Here is a 15,036-nt window from a genome sequence, read left to right as displayed (position 1 = left end):
GAGGTCAAAACTCTGAACTCTGAACTCTGAACTCTGAACTCTGAACTCTGAATTCAGAGCACCTTGCCAGGATTCATCAATTGCTGCGGATCGAGCGCCGCTTTGATGGCGCGCATCAGACGCAATTCCACCGGCGACTTGTAGCGCAGGATTTCCTCGCGCTTCAAGGCGCCCAGCCCGTGCTCGGCCGAGATCGAGCCGCCGAAGCGGTCCACGCTGTCATGCACTACCCGGTTGAGTTCGGTCTGACGGGCGATGAAGTCGGTATCGGCCACCCCCACGGGTGGCGAGATGTTGTAGTGCAGGTTGCCATCGCCCAGGTGGCCGAAGCAGACCATGCGGCAGCCGGGCGAGGCTTGCTGCACCAGGACATCGGTGACGGCGATGAAGTCGGCGATGCGCGAGATCGGCACTGAGATGTCATGCTTGATGTTCTTGCCTTCCCTGGCCTGCGCACTCGAGATGCTTTCGCGCAGCCGCCACAGGGCCTGCGATTGGGCCAGCGAAGCGGCGATCACGGCATCCTCGGCCAGGCCTTGCTCCAGGGCTTGGCCGATCAGGTTTTCGAAGAGCTGGCGGGCGTGCTGTTCCGATTCGCTGTCCGAGACCTCCAGCAACACGTAGTGCGCGTAGGGTTGGGCAAAGGGCAGGCGCTGCTCGGGGAAGTGTTTGCGGACCAGTTGCAGGCAGAAGTCTGACATCAGCTCGAAGCCGGTCAGTGCCGCCCCGCATTGCGCTTGCGCCAGTTGCAGCAGTGCCAGCGCCTGGGCCGGCGCGGGCAGGGCCACCATTGCGGTGAGCTGGGCCTGTGGTGGCGGGAAGAGCTTCAAGACTGCGGCGGTGATGATACCCAGCGTGCCCTCGGCACCGATGAACAGATCGCGCAGGTCGTAACCGGTATTGTCCTTGCGCAAGCCCTTCAGGCTGCTCATGACGTCCCCTTGGGCCGTCACCACTTCCAGCCCCAGGCACAGTTCACGGGTATTGCCATAGCGCAGCACGCCAGTCCCACCGGCATTGGTGGAGAGATTGCCGCCGATGGTGCAACTGCCTTCGGCCGCCAGCGACAGCGGAAACAGGCGCTGTACCGCAGCGGCCTGCTCCTGCAGCTGTTGCAGGATGCAGCCGGCTTCCACCGTCATCGTATTGTTGATCGGATCGACCGCGCGCACGCGGTTTAAGCGGCGCAGCGACAGCACCACGGCATTGCCCTGCTGGTCGGGCACGCTGCCCAGCACCAGGCCGGTATTGCCCCCTTGCGGCACCAGCGGCACCGCGTACTGCGCGCACAGCTTGACGATGGCGGCCACCTCGGCGGTATTGGCCGGCCGCAGCACGGCCAGTGCGCGGCCGGTGAAGCGGCCGCGCTGGTCGGTCAGGTAGCCGGCGGTGTCGGCGGCATCGGTGAGGACATGGGCGGCGCCGATGGCGGCACGGCAGGCAGCGAGGAAATCGGTCATGGAAGAGGGCAAAGAGGGAGCGCGCCACCTGGGGCAGCGCGCCGTGATCGGGGCAGAGCGCTTACTGGGAAGCCTTCTGGATCGCCTGGCGGGCGATTTCCTTGGCGGCTTTCTTGAACGGATGCAGATAGGCCAGCGCGCAGACGAAGTACAGCGTGGTCAGCGCCACTTCCACCCAGGCCAGCATGACCGAGGTGCGGGCGGTATCGCTGGTGGCGCGCACCAGGCCTTCGGCCAGGTAGACCAGGATCAGCATGGAAGACCATTGCAGGGTGTAGACGTCGCGTTTCAACACGCCGCGCAAGGGCAGCAGCAGCGGCACCACCTTCAATACCATCCACGAGCCGCCCGGACGCAAGGGCGCCAGCATCAGTTCCCACGCCAGGCACAGCAGGATAAGGGCCACCAGGCTGGAACCGGCCCCCAGGTGGAAGTAACGCGCGCTGTTGTTCATGATGGTCTCCGTAGTTTGATCGCGTTTTCTGCCAGCCGTTTGCCTAGCGCGATGGCCAGGGTACGCGAGTCGTCCGACAGTGGCTGGTTGCCGTTGACGCCCGCCCAGTGGCTGGCGCCGTAGGGGGTGCCGCCGCTGGCCGTGTTCATCAGTTCAGGATGTGAATAGGGCAGGCCCAGCAGCAACATGCCGTGGTGCAGCAGCGGCAGCATCATGCTCAAGAGCGTCGATTCCTGGCCGCCATGCAGGCTGCCGGTGGAGGTGAAGACGCAGGCCGGCTTGCCGGCCAAGGCGCCGGAGAGCCATTGCGGCGACGTGCCGTCCCAGAAATACTTCATGGCCGCGGCCATGTTGCCAAAGCGGGTGGGCGAGCCCAGCGCCAGGCCGGCGCAGTCTTGGAGGTCGCTGGCTTCCACGTAGGGGGCACCGGAGCCGGGTACCTCCGGCTCCACCGCCTCGGTCACGGTCGAGACCGCGGGCACGGTGCGCAGGCGGGCATCGCAGCCAGGCACGCTTTCCACGCCCTGGGCGATCAGCTCGGCCAGCTTGCGGGTGGCGCCATGGCGCGAATAGTAGAGCACCAGGATGGTGGCGTTGGCAGAAACGTTCACGGCAGTCGAAGAGGTAGTCATGTGACTTATTATATTTCCGTTTTTTTGCAGCCAGACATCAGGAAAAGACTGGGGATACGCCTTTTTCTTCGCCAGCCTCAAGGGGAAGCAGAAACATTTCGCTTCATCCCGGATTTTGCGGTATGTTGCCGGCAGCTTGGGTGATAATGGTCAACTAAGCACTAGATAAGTACTAGATAAGCAGTAGATGGCGGGTAGATGGCGGGTAGATGGCGGGTAGATAAGCGGCCAAGCACCAGTGAGCTTGCCATCCGCGCTCTGCCGGCAAGGAACCTTAGTCTGACTCTGCAGTCTTGCTGCGTTGTTTCCTACAATGAAGTCCAGAAGTCGAGAAGTCCAACGGATGTCCTCTTTGCGTGTTTCCCTGTCCCGTATGCGTGGTCTGACCCGTCAGCAGTTGAGCGACCTGTTGCGCTTCGCCGGCCGGCGTCTGCGCGAAGACCGCCTGCCGCAAGTGGCCGGCAGCCTGACCTTTACCACCATCCTGTCGCTGGTGCCGATGCTGACCATCGCGTTGGCGCTGTTTACGGCCTTCCCGCTGTTCTCGACCTTCCGCGCCTCGCTGGAAGCCTATTTTGTCGACAACCTCATGCCCAAGGGCGTAGCCAATACCATCCTCGGCTACCTCAACCAGTTCGCCGCCAAGTCGGCGCGCATCTCGGCCGTGGGCGGGGTGCTGCTGATCCTGACCTCGGTGTTGACCATGTCCACCATCGAGAGCGTGTTCAACCAGATCTGGCGCGTCAAGAAGTCGCGCCCGCTGGTGCAGCGGGTGTTGGTGTACTGGGCCATCATCACGCTGGGGCCGCTATTGATCGGGGTGTCCATCAGCGTGACTTCGTATCTGTCCACCGCCACCGGAGGCGCCGTCAAGAGCCTGCCGTGGCTGGGGGCGAGCTTCTATACGCTGGTCTCGCTGATGTTCTCGACCCTGGCCTACACGCTGCTCTACAGCACCGTGCCCAACCAGACCGTGGACTGGCGCGATGCCGCAGCCGGCGGCCTGCTGGCCGGCATCGGCCTGGAAATCGCCAAGCGTCTCTTTGCCGCCTATATCCTCAAGTTCCCGACCTACACCATGGTCTATGGCACGGTGGCGGTGCTGCCGATCTTCCTGGTGTGGATCTACATGATGTGGATGGTCACGCTCTTTGGTGCCCTGTTGACCGCCGCCCTGCCGGTGGTGCGCTACGAGCGCTGGTGGCACGTCCCTTCGCCGGGAGCGGAGTTCATCGATGCGGTCAAGGTCTTGAAATGCCTGCACGCGGCGCGGGTCGGGGTGGACTCGGCCGTGGTCAGCATGGAAGAAGTGCGCCGCGCCACCAAGCTGGGCCTGGGCGAGTTGCAGCAATTGCTGGCCAGGATGAGCGAGGAGGGCTGGGTGGCCTCGGTCAAGCCCGATACCCGCGCCCGCAGCGGCTGGAACCGGCGCATCACCGACGACATGGATCGCTGGACGCTGGCCGCCAATCCCGGCACGATCCAGTTGGCGCGGGTCTATCGCCTGTTCGTGTTCGACCCGGCCGTGCTGGCCCAGGCCGGCGAGGAAGAAACCCTGGTGACGCGGGTGGAAGAGGCCATCAATGCGGTGCTGGCGCAATCGCTGGAAGAGTATTGCCAGGGCGGCCGCGCCGCAGATCAGGCGGTGCAGGAAGCGGCCGCAGCAGTGACCGCCATGCCCTATGCCGCCGTGCCGCTGGAGCAGCGGCGCCGCATGTGGGAGCGTTGAAGCGCAAGCCAGGCGCAGGGTGGGGGGGCTAGGGCAGTTTTGGACGGGATATGAACAATTCTTAGAAAGACACCTGTCCCGTGAGCATTTGCCAGTACATCACCCAGTCGCCCATGAAGGAATAGAGCGGATGGCGGAAGGTGGCCGGCTGGTTCTTCTCCACCATGAAATGTCCGACCCAGGCCAAGCCGTAGCCACACAACAGCGCCACCGCCAGCCACCACCACTGGCGCGTGAGCAGCAGCAACAACAGGCTCAACAGGGCCAGCGTCGATCCCAGGAAGTGCAGTTGCCGGTTGACCCGGTGCGTATGCTCGCTGAGATAGCTCGGATAGAACTCGCTGAAGCTGGCGTAATGGCGGTCGGGCAGGGTGGCAGACATGGGCTTCTCCTGATTCTCCTGGGGATCCAGACTCTTCCAGCTTAGTCAGCCAGGCCGCCATATGCAATCCTTATGCTCAAGCAAGCTTCACCATGACTGGCGGCAATACTGCATAGCAATGCGTTTGGCGGTTGCCCAAAGGGCGCGCTTGCCCGTACCATGTGCCTTGCATCCCGGCATGGGGGCGGTGCCAGCGGCCCTGCACAGGATCGGTTAAGCTATGGCCCCCATGAATTGGATTTTCCCGGCGTCATCGCCTACAGTCAAAACAGCTTCATACAACTAGGACGACATCATGAAAGTCTCTGAAATCCTCAAGGTCAAAGGCAACATCCTCTTCACCGTCACGCCCGACACCCCGATTCAAGAGGCGGTGAACGCCATGGCCGAGAAAGACATCGGCTCGCTGGTGGTGATGGAATATGGCGACCTGGTCGGTATGCTGACCTTCCGCGAAGTGCTGCTGACGCTGCACCAGAACGGTGGTGCCCTGGGCGGCTCGACCGTGCGCAAGCACATGAACGATGCCCCCATCACGGTCACGCCCGACACCGACCTGAACGAAGTGCGCCGCATCATGCTGGAAAAGCACGCGCGCTACGTGCCGGTGATGGAAGCGCGCACCCTGCTGGGCGTGATGTCCTTCTATGACGTGGCCAAGGCCGTGCTGGATGCGCAAGGCTTCGAGAACAAGATGCTCAAGGCCTACATCCGCGACTGGCCGGCCGAGGAAGAAGAGCGCGAAGGCAATCGCTGAATCCGGCCCATGTCCTTGCCAGCGGCGTGCGCCCGGCTGTGAGGGGCGGCGCCGCCATGACCGTTCCTGCTGGAGCGGTTTTTTATTGCCCGATGGTGTCGTTGTCATTGAACTCCAGCCTGCGTAGGCTGCGCTACTTCCTGCCCTCCCTCTCCCGACCCCCTGCCGACCTGATTGCCCCCTCATGCAAAAGAAAAGCCAGTTCACGCTCTTTGCCCAACGACGGTTTGCCCCCTTCTTCTGGACCCAGTTCCTGGGCGCGCTCAACGACAACGTCTTCAAGACCGCGCTGCTGACCATCCTCACCTATGACGCGCTGTCCTGGACCGACATGGACCCGGGCTTGCTCAATAACCTCATTCCGGGTTTGTTCATCCTGCCGTTCTTCCTGTTCTCGGCCACCTCCGGTCAACTGGCCGACAAGCTGGAAAAAGGCCGCATGGCGCGCGCCGTGAAGCTGTTGGAAATCGTCATCATGGCCATCGCCGCCTATGGCTGGATGACCCATCATCTGGTGCTACTCATTGCCGCCGTCATCGGCATGGGCATTCACTCCACCCTGTTCGGGCCGGTGAAATATGCCTACCTGCCGCAGCAGTTGCGCCAGGACGAACTGGTGGGCGGCAATGGCTTGATCGAGATGGGCACCTTCGTCGGCATCCTGCTGGGGGAAATCCTGGGTGCGGTGCTGGTGGTGCACAAGCCCTGGGGGCTGCACCTGGTGGCCGGCGTGACCATCGGCATTGCCGTGCTGGGCTGGCTGGCCAGCCTGCGCATTCCGCTCTCGCCGGCACCGGTGCCGGAGCTGAAGGTGAACTGGAATCCCTTCACCGAGACCGTGCGCAACATCGGTTTTTCGCGGCGCAACCGGCCGGTGTTCCTGTCGCTGTTGGGCAATTCCTGGTTCTGGTTCTATGGCGCCATCATGCTGGCGCAGTTTCCGGTCTATGCGAAGAACTACCTGCATGGCGACCATGGCGTGTTCGTGCTGTTGCTGGCGGTGTTCTCGGTGGGTATCGGAGCCGGCTCGCTGTTGTGCGAGCGATTGTCCGGTCACAAGGTGGAAATCGGGCTGGTGCCGTTTGGCTCAATTGGCCTGTCGGTGTTCGGGCTGGAGCTGTACTTCGCCAGCCAAGCCTATGTGACGCCGGCGGCCATGCTGGATGTGGCCGGCTTCCTGGCGCAGGGCGGTAGCTGGCGCATCCTGGGCGATTGCCTGGGCATTGGTCTGTTCGGCGGGCTCTACATCGTGCCGCTGTTCGCCTTGATCCAGACCCGCTGCGACCCGGCCCACGTCTCGCGCACCATTGCCGGGATGAACATCATGAATGCCCTGTTCATGGTGGTCTCGGCGCTGGTGGCGATGGTGCTGTTGAAGGCAGGGCTCACCATTCCGCAGATCTTCCTGGCCACTGCCATCATGAATGGCGTGGTGGCGGTCTACATCTTCTCGCTGGTGCCGGAATTCCTGATCCGCTTCCTGGCCTGGATCCTGATCCATACCTTCTACCGCGTGCGCATCGTCAATGGCCAGGCCATCCCCGACCAGGGGCCGGCGGTCTTGGTATGCAATCACGTGAGCTATGTCGATGCCATCGCCATCATGGCCGCCAGCCCGCGTCCGGTGCGCTTCGTGATGGATTACCAGATCTTCAAGATTCCGTTGATGTCGTGGCTGTTCCGCAATGTGCGGGCCATTCCGATTGCCCCGGTCAAGGCCGACCCGTGGCTGACCGAAAAGGCCTTCGTCGATATCGCCCAGGCCCTGCATGAAGGCGAACTGGTGTGCATCTTCCCCGAGGGCAAACTGACCCGCGATGGTGAGTTGAATCCCTTCAAGGGCGGCGTGCAAAAGATCATCGACCGCACCCCGGTGCCGGTGTTGCCGCTGGCCTTGCGCGGCTTGTGGGGCAGCCTGTTCTCGCGCGACCCCAGCAATCCCGTCACCCGTACCTTCAAGCGCGGACTGTTCTCGCGCCTGGAACTGGTGGCCGGCGAGCCGATTGCAGCCGACCAGGTCAGCCCCGAGCTGCTGCAGGAAAAGGTGCGCGAACTGCGCGGGGACTGGAAGTAAGGGCGCACGGGCCAGTGGCCCGGCTCGCCGACGCCCGGCCGGGCTGGTAGAATCGCGGTTTCCCCTTTTTTTGCGCGAATTCCACCATGTCCGGCAATACTCTCGGCACGCTCTTCACCGTCACCACCTTTGGCGAATCCCACGGCCCGGCCATCGGCTGCGTGATCGACGGCTGCCCCCCGGGCATGACGCTCTCGGAAGCCGACATCCAACCGGAACTGGATCGCCGCCGCCCCGGCACCTCGCGCCACGTGACCCAGCGCCAGGAGCCGGACACCGTGGAGATTCTCTCCGGGGTCTATGAAGGCAAGACCACCGGCACCCCGATTGCACTGCTGATCCGCAACCAGGACCAGCGCAGCAAGGACTACGGCAACATCCTCGATACCTTCCGTCCCGGCCACGCCGACTACACCTACTGGCACAAGTACGGCATCCGCGACCCGCGCGGCGGTGGCCGTTCCTCGGCGCGCCTGACCGCGCCGGTGGTGGGGGCGGCCGCCATCGCCAAGAAGTGGCTGTTCGAGAAGTACGGCACCACCTTCAAGGGCTGCATGAGTCAGCTGGGCGAGATCGCCATTCCCTTCGAATCCTGGGAACACGTGCCCAACAACCCCTTCTTTGCGGCCAACGCCAGCCTCATCGAGCGCCTGGAAGAGTACATGGACGCCCTGCGCAAGGATGGCGACTCCATCGGCGCGCGCATCGACGTGGTGGCGCAGAACGTGCCGGTCGGTCTGGGCGAGCCGCTGTACGACAAGCTCGATGCCGAGATCGCATTTGCCCTCATGGGCATCAACGCCGTCAAGGGCGTGGAAATCGGCGCCGGCTTCCGCGCGGTGGCGCAGAAGGGTTCCGAACACGGTGATGCGCTGACCCCGCAAGGTTTCGTGGGCAACAATGCTGGCGGCATCCTGGGCGGCATCTCGACCGGGCAGGACATCACGGCCTCCATTGCCATCAAGCCGACCTCCAGCATCCGCACCCCGCGCCCGTCCATCGACAAGAACGGCCAGCAGATCTCGGTGGAAACCTTCGGCCGCCACGACCCCTGCGTGGGCATCCGTGCCACCCCGATTGCCGAAGCAATGCTGGCGCTGGTGCTGATGGACCATGCCTTGCGCCATCGGGCGCAGTGCGGCGACGTCAAGGTGGATACGCCGGTGCTGCGCTAAAGAAGGCGGCCCATTGTTGCTGGCAAGCCGGCCATCGCGCACGCGATCGCCGGTTTTTTCTTATATGAAACAATTTGCAGCCGGCCTGGTCGAAGCGCTCACGGCTAGCCCGCGACCGCCATGAGCGTGGGCAGACCGACCCCGGGATCAAGATCAATTATTCAATGGAGGCGGGCATGAAGCTCAACCCTATCATCAAGAACAGCCTGTTGGCCGCAGCCCTGGTGGGCCTGGTGGCCTGCGAAACGGTACAGACGACGCAAGGCGGTGCAGTGGGCATCGACCGCAAGCAGCAGATGCTGGTGTCTTCTGCGGAAATGGAAGCGGCGTCCAGCAAGGAATACGCCCAGGTGCTGGCCGAGGCGCGCAGCAAGGGCCAACTCAATCGCAACACCGCCCAGGTGCAGCGCGTGCGCGCCATCGCCAACCGCCTCATCCCGCAGACCGGTGTATTCCGGCCGGATGCGCTGAAGTGGAACTGGGAGGTCAATGTATTGAGTTCCGATGAAACCAATGCCTGGTGTATGCCGGGCGGCAAGATCGCGGTCTATACCGGCTTGATCGACAAGCTCAAGATCACCGACGATGAACTGGCCGCCGTGATGGGCCATGAAATCGCCCATGCCCTGCGCGAACATGCCCGCGAGCGCGCCTCGCAGCAGGTGGTGGCCAATTCAGCCATCTCCATTGGCGCCGCCTTGCTGGGCCTGGGCGATGTGGGCAAGCAGGGCGGTCAATATCTGTACATGGGCTTGATGGGCTTGCCCAATTCGCGGGCCAATGAGACCGAAGCCGACCGCATCGGCGTGGAACTGGCCGCGCGCGGTGGCTACGACCCCAAGGCGGCCGTGACGCTCTGGCAAAAGATGGCCAGCCTGGGCGGCGATGAGCCGATCAAGTTCATGTCCACCCACCCCTCCAGCAGCGAGCGCATCGCCGACCTGACGGTCTATGCCCAGCGCGTCGAGCCGCTGTACCAGCAGACGCGCAAGCGTTGATCCGCGGCCGCCCTCTGAAGGGGGGGGGCGATCCGGCATGGGCTCCAGCGATGGGGAAATGCCGGATTTTTCATACGCGCCGCAACTCCTGCGCTTTTTCTGCTGCCTTGCAGCATTTCTATCTGTTGTTGCGATGCGGTGGAAAACGCGGCAGGAAGCGCAGGGATGTCGCTTTATGGCATAATCAAATGCTATTTTTCCCTACCAGCATCCCTTTTCTGTTCTGCAGGACCGCAACATGCTCAAGACGCTCTACGACAAACTCTGGGAGTCGCACGTCGTTCATACGGAAGATGACGGTACCGCCATCCTGTATATCGACCGCCACCTGCTCCATGAAGTGACCAGCCCGCAAGCCTTCGAAGGCCTCAAGCTAGCCGGTCGCCAACCCTGGCGCAATTCGGCCAACCTGATGGTGGCGGACCACAACGTCCCCACCACCGACCGCGCCCAAGGCATCGCCGACCCCATTTCGCGCCTGCAAGTGGAAACGCTGGACGGTAACGCAAAAGAATTCAGCTTGACGTACTTCGGCATGAACGACAAGCGTCAAGGCATCGTGCACGTGATCGGCCCCGAACAGGGCGCCACGCTGCCGGGCATGACGGTGGTCTGCGGCGACTCGCACACCTCCACCCACGGCGCGTTTGCCGCCCTGGCGCACGGCATCGGCACTTCCGAAGTGGAACACGTGCTGGCCACGCAGACCCTGTTGGCGCGCAAGTCCAAGGCCATGCTGGTGCAGGTCGACGGCGCGCTGCCGGCCGGCGTGACCGCCAAGGACATCGTCCTGGCCGTGATCGGCAAGATCGGCACCGCCGGCGGCACCGGTTACGCCATCGAATTCGCCGGTTCGACCATCCGTTCGCTGTCCATGGAAGGCCGCATGACGGTCTGCAACATGGCCATCGAAGCGGGGGCCCGTGCCGGCATGGTGGCCTTCGACGACACTACCCTGGAATACCTGAAGGGGCGTCCCTTCTCGCCCTCCGGCCCGCACTGGGAGCGCGCCGTATCCTACTGGCGCACGCTGCATTCGGACCAGGGGGCCAAGTTCGACCTGGTGGTGACCCTGAACGCTGCCGAGATCAAGCCGCAAGTCACCTGGGGCACTTCGCCCGAGATGGTGGTGGCCGTCGACGCCCGCGTGCCGGACCCCGACAAGGAAAAGGATCCGACCAAGCGCGACGGCATGGAAAAGGCCCTGGCCTACATGGCCCTGAAGCCCAACACCCCGATCGAAGACATCCGCATCGACAAGGTCTTCATCGGTTCCTGTACCAATTCCCGCATCGAAGACTTGCGCGAAGCCGCCAAGGTGGTGCGCGGCAAGTTCCGCGCCTCCAATGTCAAGCTGGCGATGGTGGTGCCGGGTTCGGGCCTGGTCAAGGAACAGGCTGAACGCGAAGGCCTGGACAAGATCTTCCGCGACGCCGGCTTCGAATGGCGTGAACCGGGCTGCTCCATGTGCCTGGCCATGAATGCCGACCGCCTGGAACCGGGCGAGCGCTGCGCCTCGACCTCGAACCGCAACTTCGAAGGTCGCCAGGGTGCCGGTGGTCGTACCCACCTGGTGAGCCCGGCCATGGCGGCGGCGGCGGGCATTGCCGGTCACTTCGTGGACGTGCGCTCGCTGTAAGCGCGGGCTTGTGAATCTTTTCGAGAGAATACAACCATGAAAAAAATCTCCGCTCTGGTTCTGCTGGCCGTCACCCTGGGTGCGCTGGCTGGTTGCAATACCGTCAATGGTTTCGGCAAGGATGTCGAAAAGGTCGGCGAGAAGATGCAGGACGCCAGCAAGAAATAAGCAGGAATAAGTGCAACAGGCTGCGGCCAGCGTGCCGCAGCTTCAGTTTTTGAACAGGAAACAGGAAGGGTAGGGCAGAGCAATCGCCCCACCGACCCAAGGTCAAGCTCATGAATAAATTTATCGTGCATGAAGGACTGGTGGCGCCGCTGGATCGCGCCAACGTCGATACCGATGCGATCATCCCCAAGCAGTTCCTGAAGTCGATCAAGCGCAGCGGCTTCGGCCCCAACCTGTTCGACGAATGGCGCTACCTGGATCATGGCGAGCCGGGCATGGACAATTCCAAGCGCCCGCTGAACCCGGATTTTGTGCTCAACCAGGAGCGCTATCAGGGTTCGTCGATTCTGCTGTCGCGCAAGAACTTCGGCTGCGGCTCCTCGCGCGAGCACGCACCGTGGGCGCTGGACCAGTACGGTTTCCGCGCCGTGATCGCGCCCAGCTTTGCCGACATCTTCTTCAACAACTGCTACAAGAATGGTCTGCTGCCCATCGTCCTGACCGAACAACAGGTCGATCACCTGTTCAATGAAGTCAAGGCCTTCCCAGGTTACCGCCTGGTCATCGATCTGGAAAAGCAGATCGTCAGCACCACCAATGGCAGCCAAGTCTATCCGTTCGACATCAGCGAGTTCCGCAAGTACTGCCTGTTGAACGGTTTCGACGACATTGGCCTGACCCTACGCAAAGCCGACACCATTCGTGCCTACGAAGAGAAACACCTGCACGAACAGCCCTGGCTGAGCAACACGATCTGAAGCGATCGTTGACACAACAGCAAAGGGCGGTCAAGTGGCCGCCCTTGTCGTTACTATTCCAAGAACGCTGGAAACACTGAGAAAGAGAAGCCATGAAGATTGCTATCCTGCCGGGTGACGGCATCGGTCCCGAGATCGTCGATGAAGCCGTGCGCGTGCTCAACGCCCTGGATGAAAAGTTCGAGATGGAAACCGCCCCGGTCGGCGGCGCCGGCTATGAAGCCCACGGCCATCCGCTGCCGGACGGCACCCTGAAGCTGGCCAAGGAGGCCGATGCGATTCTCTTCGGCGCGGTCGGCGACTGGAAGTACGACAAGCTGGAACGCGCCCTGCGCCCCGAGCAAGCCATCCTGGGCCTGCGCAAGCACCTGCAATTGTTCGCCAATTTCCGCCCGGCGATCTGCTACCCGGAACTGACCGGCGCCTCGTCCTTGAAGCCCGAGCTGGTGGCCAACCTGGACATCCTGATCGTGCGCGAACTGAACGGCGACATCTATTTCGGCCAGCCGCGCGGGATGCGTGAAGCGCCGGACGGTCCTTTCAAGGGCGCACGTGAAGGGTTTGATACCATGCGTTATTCGGAACCGGAAATCCGCCGCATCGCCCATGTCGCCTTCCAGGCCGCGGCCAAGCGCGGCAAGCGCCTGTGCAGCGTGGACAAGGCCAACGTGCTGGAAACCTTCCAGTTCTGGAAGGACATCGTCACCGAAGTGGGCAAGGAATACCCGGACGTGGAGCTGTCGCATATGTACGTGGACAACGCCGCCATGCAACTGGTGAAGGCACCGAAGAACTTCGACGTCATCGTCACCGGCAACATGTTCGGCGACATCCTCTCGGACGCCGCCGCCATGCTGACCGGTTCCATCGGCATGTTGCCCTCGGCTTCGTTGGATGCCAACAACAAGGGCCTGTATGAACCTTCGCACGGTTCGGCCCCGGATATCGCCGGCAAGGGTATTGCCAATCCGCTGGCGACCATCCTGTCGGCGGCGATGATGCTGCGCTTCTCCTTGAACCGTGCCGAGCAGGCCGACCGCATCGAGAATGCGGTGAAGAAAGTGCTTGCGCAAGGTCTGCGCACCGCCGATATTTATGAAGAAGGCTGCACCAAGGTCAATACCCAGCAGATGGGTGAAGCCGTGGTCAAGGCCCTTGCTTAAGCTTCAATAGGGTCAAACCGTCCCGCCGGCCCGCACCGGGTACGGCGGGATGCTTGAAATGCCGGATGGTCCGGCGCAATTGTGTTCAATCTGATTTGTTCACCATGGATGTTCTAAATAGGGAAAGATGATGAAACTGGTTGGTTTGGTTGGCTGGCGTGGAATGGTGGGTTCGGTCCTGATGCAACGTATGCAGGACGAAGGTGATTTCGATCACATCGAACCGGTGTTTTTCTCGACTTCGAATGCGGGCGGCAAGGCGCCGTCGTTTGCCAAAAAGGAAACGACGCTGAAAGACGCCAACAGCATTGAAGAGCTGAAGAAATGCGACATCATCATCACCGCACAAGGCGGCGACTACACCAATGAGATCTTCCCCAAGCTGCGTGCCGCTGGCTGGGATGGCTACTGGATCGACGCTGCGTCCTCGCTGCGCATGAAGGATGACGCCGTCATCGTGCTGGACCCGGTCAACAGCAACGTCATCAAGGACGCGCTGGCCAAGGGTGTTAAGAACTACATCGGCGGCAACTGCACCAACTCCATCCTGCTGATGGGCGTGGGCGGTCTGTTCAAGGAAGGTCTGGTCGAGTGGGTCAGCTCCATGACCTACCAGGCAGCCTCGGGCGGCGGTGCCAACCACATGCGCGAACTGTTGAAGGGCATGGGCGTGATCAACGCCGCCGTGGCTGAAGAACTGGCCACCCCGTCATCGGCCATCCTGGACATCGACCGCAAGGTTGCCAAGACCATCCGCGAAGACGTGCCCACCGAGTTCTTTGGTGCCCCCCTGGCCGGTGGCCTGATCCCCTGGATCGATGCCCAGCTGGAAAACGGCCAGTCCAAGGAAGAGTGGAAGGGCCAGGCCGAAGTCAACAAGATCCTCGGCAATGAGCAGATCATCCCGGTGGACGGCCTGTGCGTGCGCATCGGCGCCATGCGCTGCCACAGCCTGGCGCTGACCATCAAGCTGAAGCGCGACCTGCCCCTGGCCGAGATCGAGTCCATCATCCGTGCCGGCAACCAGTGGGTGAAGTGGGTTCCCAATGACCGTGCCATCACGGTCAAGGAACTGACCCCGGCCGCCATCACCGGTGGCCTGGAAATCGGCGTGGGCCGTGTGCGCAAGCTCAACCAGGGCCCGGAATACATCTCCGCCTTCGTCATCGGCGACCAGCTGCTGTGGGGCGCGGCCGAGCCGCTGCGCCGCATGTTGCGCATCATCCTGGGCAACCTGGCGTGATGGTGACGGCCGGATGTTGTCCGGCCAGCAACACTGCGACGATGCTGCAATGCGAATAAGGCTTGCCTATCCCGTTGTCAGTCTGCAACAATAGCCCGCCAGCTTTCACTCAGGTGAAGGCTGGCGGGTTTTTCTCATCTTGAGAAAGTAAGTACACTTGCGGGTGTAAGTTCTTGATGATAAGTTGAAAAGCCCATTCATTTCATGAAAACCAACATGCGGCAGTGCGCTGCTTGGCACTTGCTGGATTTGATGAAATGGATCTGCGCTCCAGTCTGCTGGCCTGCCAGAACAGGATTCATAACAGCCAGGCGGCAAGACAGGAGTGGCGCCGGCCGGATCACAGGCCGCGCGGCACCTGCCCCATTCACGGAGTTTGACGGCATTGCACGGCTAGCGCCGGG

At 62.3% G+C, this 15,036-nt stretch carries 14 protein-coding genes; 10 read left to right on the top strand and 4 right to left on the bottom strand.

The window, feature by feature from the left end; all coding sequences use genetic code 11:
- Nucleotides 1-53: 53 nt before the first annotated feature.
- The 3 genes from RC54_RS17550 to wrbA form a co-directional block, all read right to left on the bottom strand.
- The gene (locus RC54_RS17550; protein ID WP_061790173.1) at nucleotides 54-1,460 is read right to left on the bottom strand and encodes an FAD-binding oxidoreductase; all 1,407 of its coding nucleotides are present in this window, start codon (nucleotides 1,458-1,460) and stop codon (nucleotides 54-56) included.
- A gap of 61 nt (nucleotides 1,461-1,521) precedes the next feature.
- Complete coding sequence (locus RC54_RS17545) at nucleotides 1,522-1,914, bottom strand: DUF2069 domain-containing protein (RefSeq protein ID WP_058896291.1); 393 nt, start codon at nucleotides 1,912-1,914, stop codon at nucleotides 1,522-1,524.
- Nucleotides 1,911-2,546: an NAD(P)H:quinone oxidoreductase gene (wrbA, locus tag RC54_RS17540; RefSeq protein WP_061790174.1), complete on the bottom strand. Its 636-nt coding sequence runs from the start codon at nucleotides 2,544-2,546 to the stop codon at nucleotides 1,911-1,913. Before wrbA ends, RC54_RS17545 begins: the two co-directional genes overlap by 4 nt.
- A 343-nt stretch (nucleotides 2,547-2,889) precedes the next feature.
- Between wrbA and RC54_RS17535 the strand changes: the two genes are divergently transcribed.
- Nucleotides 2,890-4,275: a YihY family inner membrane protein gene (locus RC54_RS17535; RefSeq protein WP_044529361.1), complete on the top strand. Its 1,386-nt coding sequence runs from the start codon at nucleotides 2,890-2,892 to the stop codon at nucleotides 4,273-4,275.
- 61 nt (nucleotides 4,276-4,336) lie between these two features.
- Here RC54_RS17535 and RC54_RS17530 read toward each other — a convergent pair whose 3' ends face one another.
- Nucleotides 4,337-4,657 (bottom strand): Mpo1-like protein, encoded by a 321-nt coding sequence (locus RC54_RS17530; protein WP_017452972.1) that lies wholly within the window; start codon nucleotides 4,655-4,657, stop codon nucleotides 4,337-4,339.
- A gap of 295 nt (nucleotides 4,658-4,952) precedes the next feature.
- Here RC54_RS17530 and RC54_RS17525 point away from each other — a divergent pair, with 295 nt between their 5' ends.
- From RC54_RS17525 to asd, 9 genes are all read left to right on the top strand, one after another.
- Nucleotides 4,953-5,414 carry a CBS domain-containing protein gene (locus RC54_RS17525; RefSeq protein WP_017452971.1) on the top strand — a complete coding sequence of 154 codons (462 nt, stop codon included), beginning with the start codon at nucleotides 4,953-4,955 and terminating at the stop codon, nucleotides 5,412-5,414.
- Nucleotides 5,415-5,598: 184 nt separating this feature from the next.
- Nucleotides 5,599-7,488, top strand: coding sequence for an MFS transporter (locus RC54_RS17520; protein ID WP_058896289.1), 1,890 nt, complete (start codon nucleotides 5,599-5,601; stop codon nucleotides 7,486-7,488).
- Nucleotides 7,489-7,574: 86 nt separating this feature from the next.
- A complete protein-coding gene (gene aroC / locus RC54_RS17515; RefSeq protein WP_058896288.1) occupies nucleotides 7,575-8,663 on the top strand; it encodes a chorismate synthase in 1,089 nt (362 codons plus the stop codon).
- 176 nt (nucleotides 8,664-8,839) lie between these two features.
- Nucleotides 8,840-9,661: a M48 family metallopeptidase gene (locus tag RC54_RS17510; RefSeq protein WP_174526131.1), complete on the top strand. Its 822-nt coding sequence runs from the start codon at nucleotides 8,840-8,842 to the stop codon at nucleotides 9,659-9,661.
- 238 nt (nucleotides 9,662-9,899) lie between these two features.
- Nucleotides 9,900-11,300: a 3-isopropylmalate dehydratase large subunit gene (leuC, locus tag RC54_RS17505; protein WP_034333111.1), complete on the top strand. Its 1,401-nt coding sequence runs from the start codon at nucleotides 9,900-9,902 to the stop codon at nucleotides 11,298-11,300.
- 36 nt (nucleotides 11,301-11,336) lie between these two features.
- Complete coding sequence (locus tag RC54_RS17500; protein ID WP_008330868.1) at nucleotides 11,337-11,468, top strand: entericidin A/B family lipoprotein; 132 nt, start codon at nucleotides 11,337-11,339, stop codon at nucleotides 11,466-11,468.
- 110 nt (nucleotides 11,469-11,578) lie between these two features.
- Nucleotides 11,579-12,226: a 3-isopropylmalate dehydratase small subunit gene (gene leuD / locus RC54_RS17495; RefSeq protein ID WP_017452966.1), complete on the top strand. Its 648-nt coding sequence runs from the start codon at nucleotides 11,579-11,581 to the stop codon at nucleotides 12,224-12,226.
- A 92-nt stretch (nucleotides 12,227-12,318) separates the two neighbouring features.
- Nucleotides 12,319-13,389 (top strand): 3-isopropylmalate dehydrogenase, encoded by a 1,071-nt coding sequence (gene leuB / locus RC54_RS17490; protein WP_017452965.1) that lies wholly within the window; start codon nucleotides 12,319-12,321, stop codon nucleotides 13,387-13,389.
- Nucleotides 13,390-13,519: 130 nt separating this feature from the next.
- On the top strand, nucleotides 13,520-14,632 hold the full coding sequence (gene asd, locus RC54_RS17485) for an aspartate-semialdehyde dehydrogenase (protein ID WP_058896287.1): 1,113 nt from the start codon (nucleotides 13,520-13,522) through the stop codon (nucleotides 14,630-14,632).
- Nucleotides 14,633-15,036 lie beyond the last annotated feature (404 nt).

The organism is Herbaspirillum rubrisubalbicans (genome assembly GCF_003719195.1).
GTDB lineage: Bacteria > Pseudomonadota > Gammaproteobacteria > Burkholderiales > Burkholderiaceae_D > Herbaspirillum > Herbaspirillum rubrisubalbicans.
This window is presented reverse-complemented; position numbering and strand designations above follow the sequence as displayed.

Coding starts and splice junctions, on each gene's coding strand:
- RC54_RS17550 (WP_061790173.1), bottom strand. CDS start 1,460: ATGACCGATTTCCTCGCTGCCTGCCGTGCCGCCATCGGCGCCGCCCAT.
- RC54_RS17545 (WP_058896291.1), bottom strand. CDS start 1,914: ATGAACAACAGCGCGCGTTACTTCCACCTGGGGGCCGGTTCCAGCCTG.
- wrbA (WP_061790174.1), bottom strand. CDS start 2,546: ATGACTACCTCTTCGACTGCCGTGAACGTTTCTGCCAACGCCACCATC.
- RC54_RS17535 (WP_044529361.1), top strand. CDS start 2,890: ATGTCCTCTTTGCGTGTTTCCCTGTCCCGTATGCGTGGTCTGACCCGT.
- RC54_RS17530 (WP_017452972.1), bottom strand. CDS start 4,657: ATGTCTGCCACCCTGCCCGACCGCCATTACGCCAGCTTCAGCGAGTTC.
- RC54_RS17525 (WP_017452971.1), top strand. CDS start 4,953: ATGAAAGTCTCTGAAATCCTCAAGGTCAAAGGCAACATCCTCTTCACC.
- RC54_RS17520 (WP_058896289.1), top strand. CDS start 5,599: ATGCAAAAGAAAAGCCAGTTCACGCTCTTTGCCCAACGACGGTTTGCC.
- aroC (WP_058896288.1), top strand. CDS start 7,575: ATGTCCGGCAATACTCTCGGCACGCTCTTCACCGTCACCACCTTTGGC.
- RC54_RS17510 (WP_174526131.1), top strand. CDS start 8,840: ATGAAGCTCAACCCTATCATCAAGAACAGCCTGTTGGCCGCAGCCCTG.
- leuC (WP_034333111.1), top strand. CDS start 9,900: ATGCTCAAGACGCTCTACGACAAACTCTGGGAGTCGCACGTCGTTCAT.
- RC54_RS17500 (WP_008330868.1), top strand. CDS start 11,337: ATGAAAAAAATCTCCGCTCTGGTTCTGCTGGCCGTCACCCTGGGTGCG.
- leuD (WP_017452966.1), top strand. CDS start 11,579: ATGAATAAATTTATCGTGCATGAAGGACTGGTGGCGCCGCTGGATCGC.
- leuB (WP_017452965.1), top strand. CDS start 12,319: ATGAAGATTGCTATCCTGCCGGGTGACGGCATCGGTCCCGAGATCGTC.
- asd (WP_058896287.1), top strand. CDS start 13,520: ATGAAACTGGTTGGTTTGGTTGGCTGGCGTGGAATGGTGGGTTCGGTC.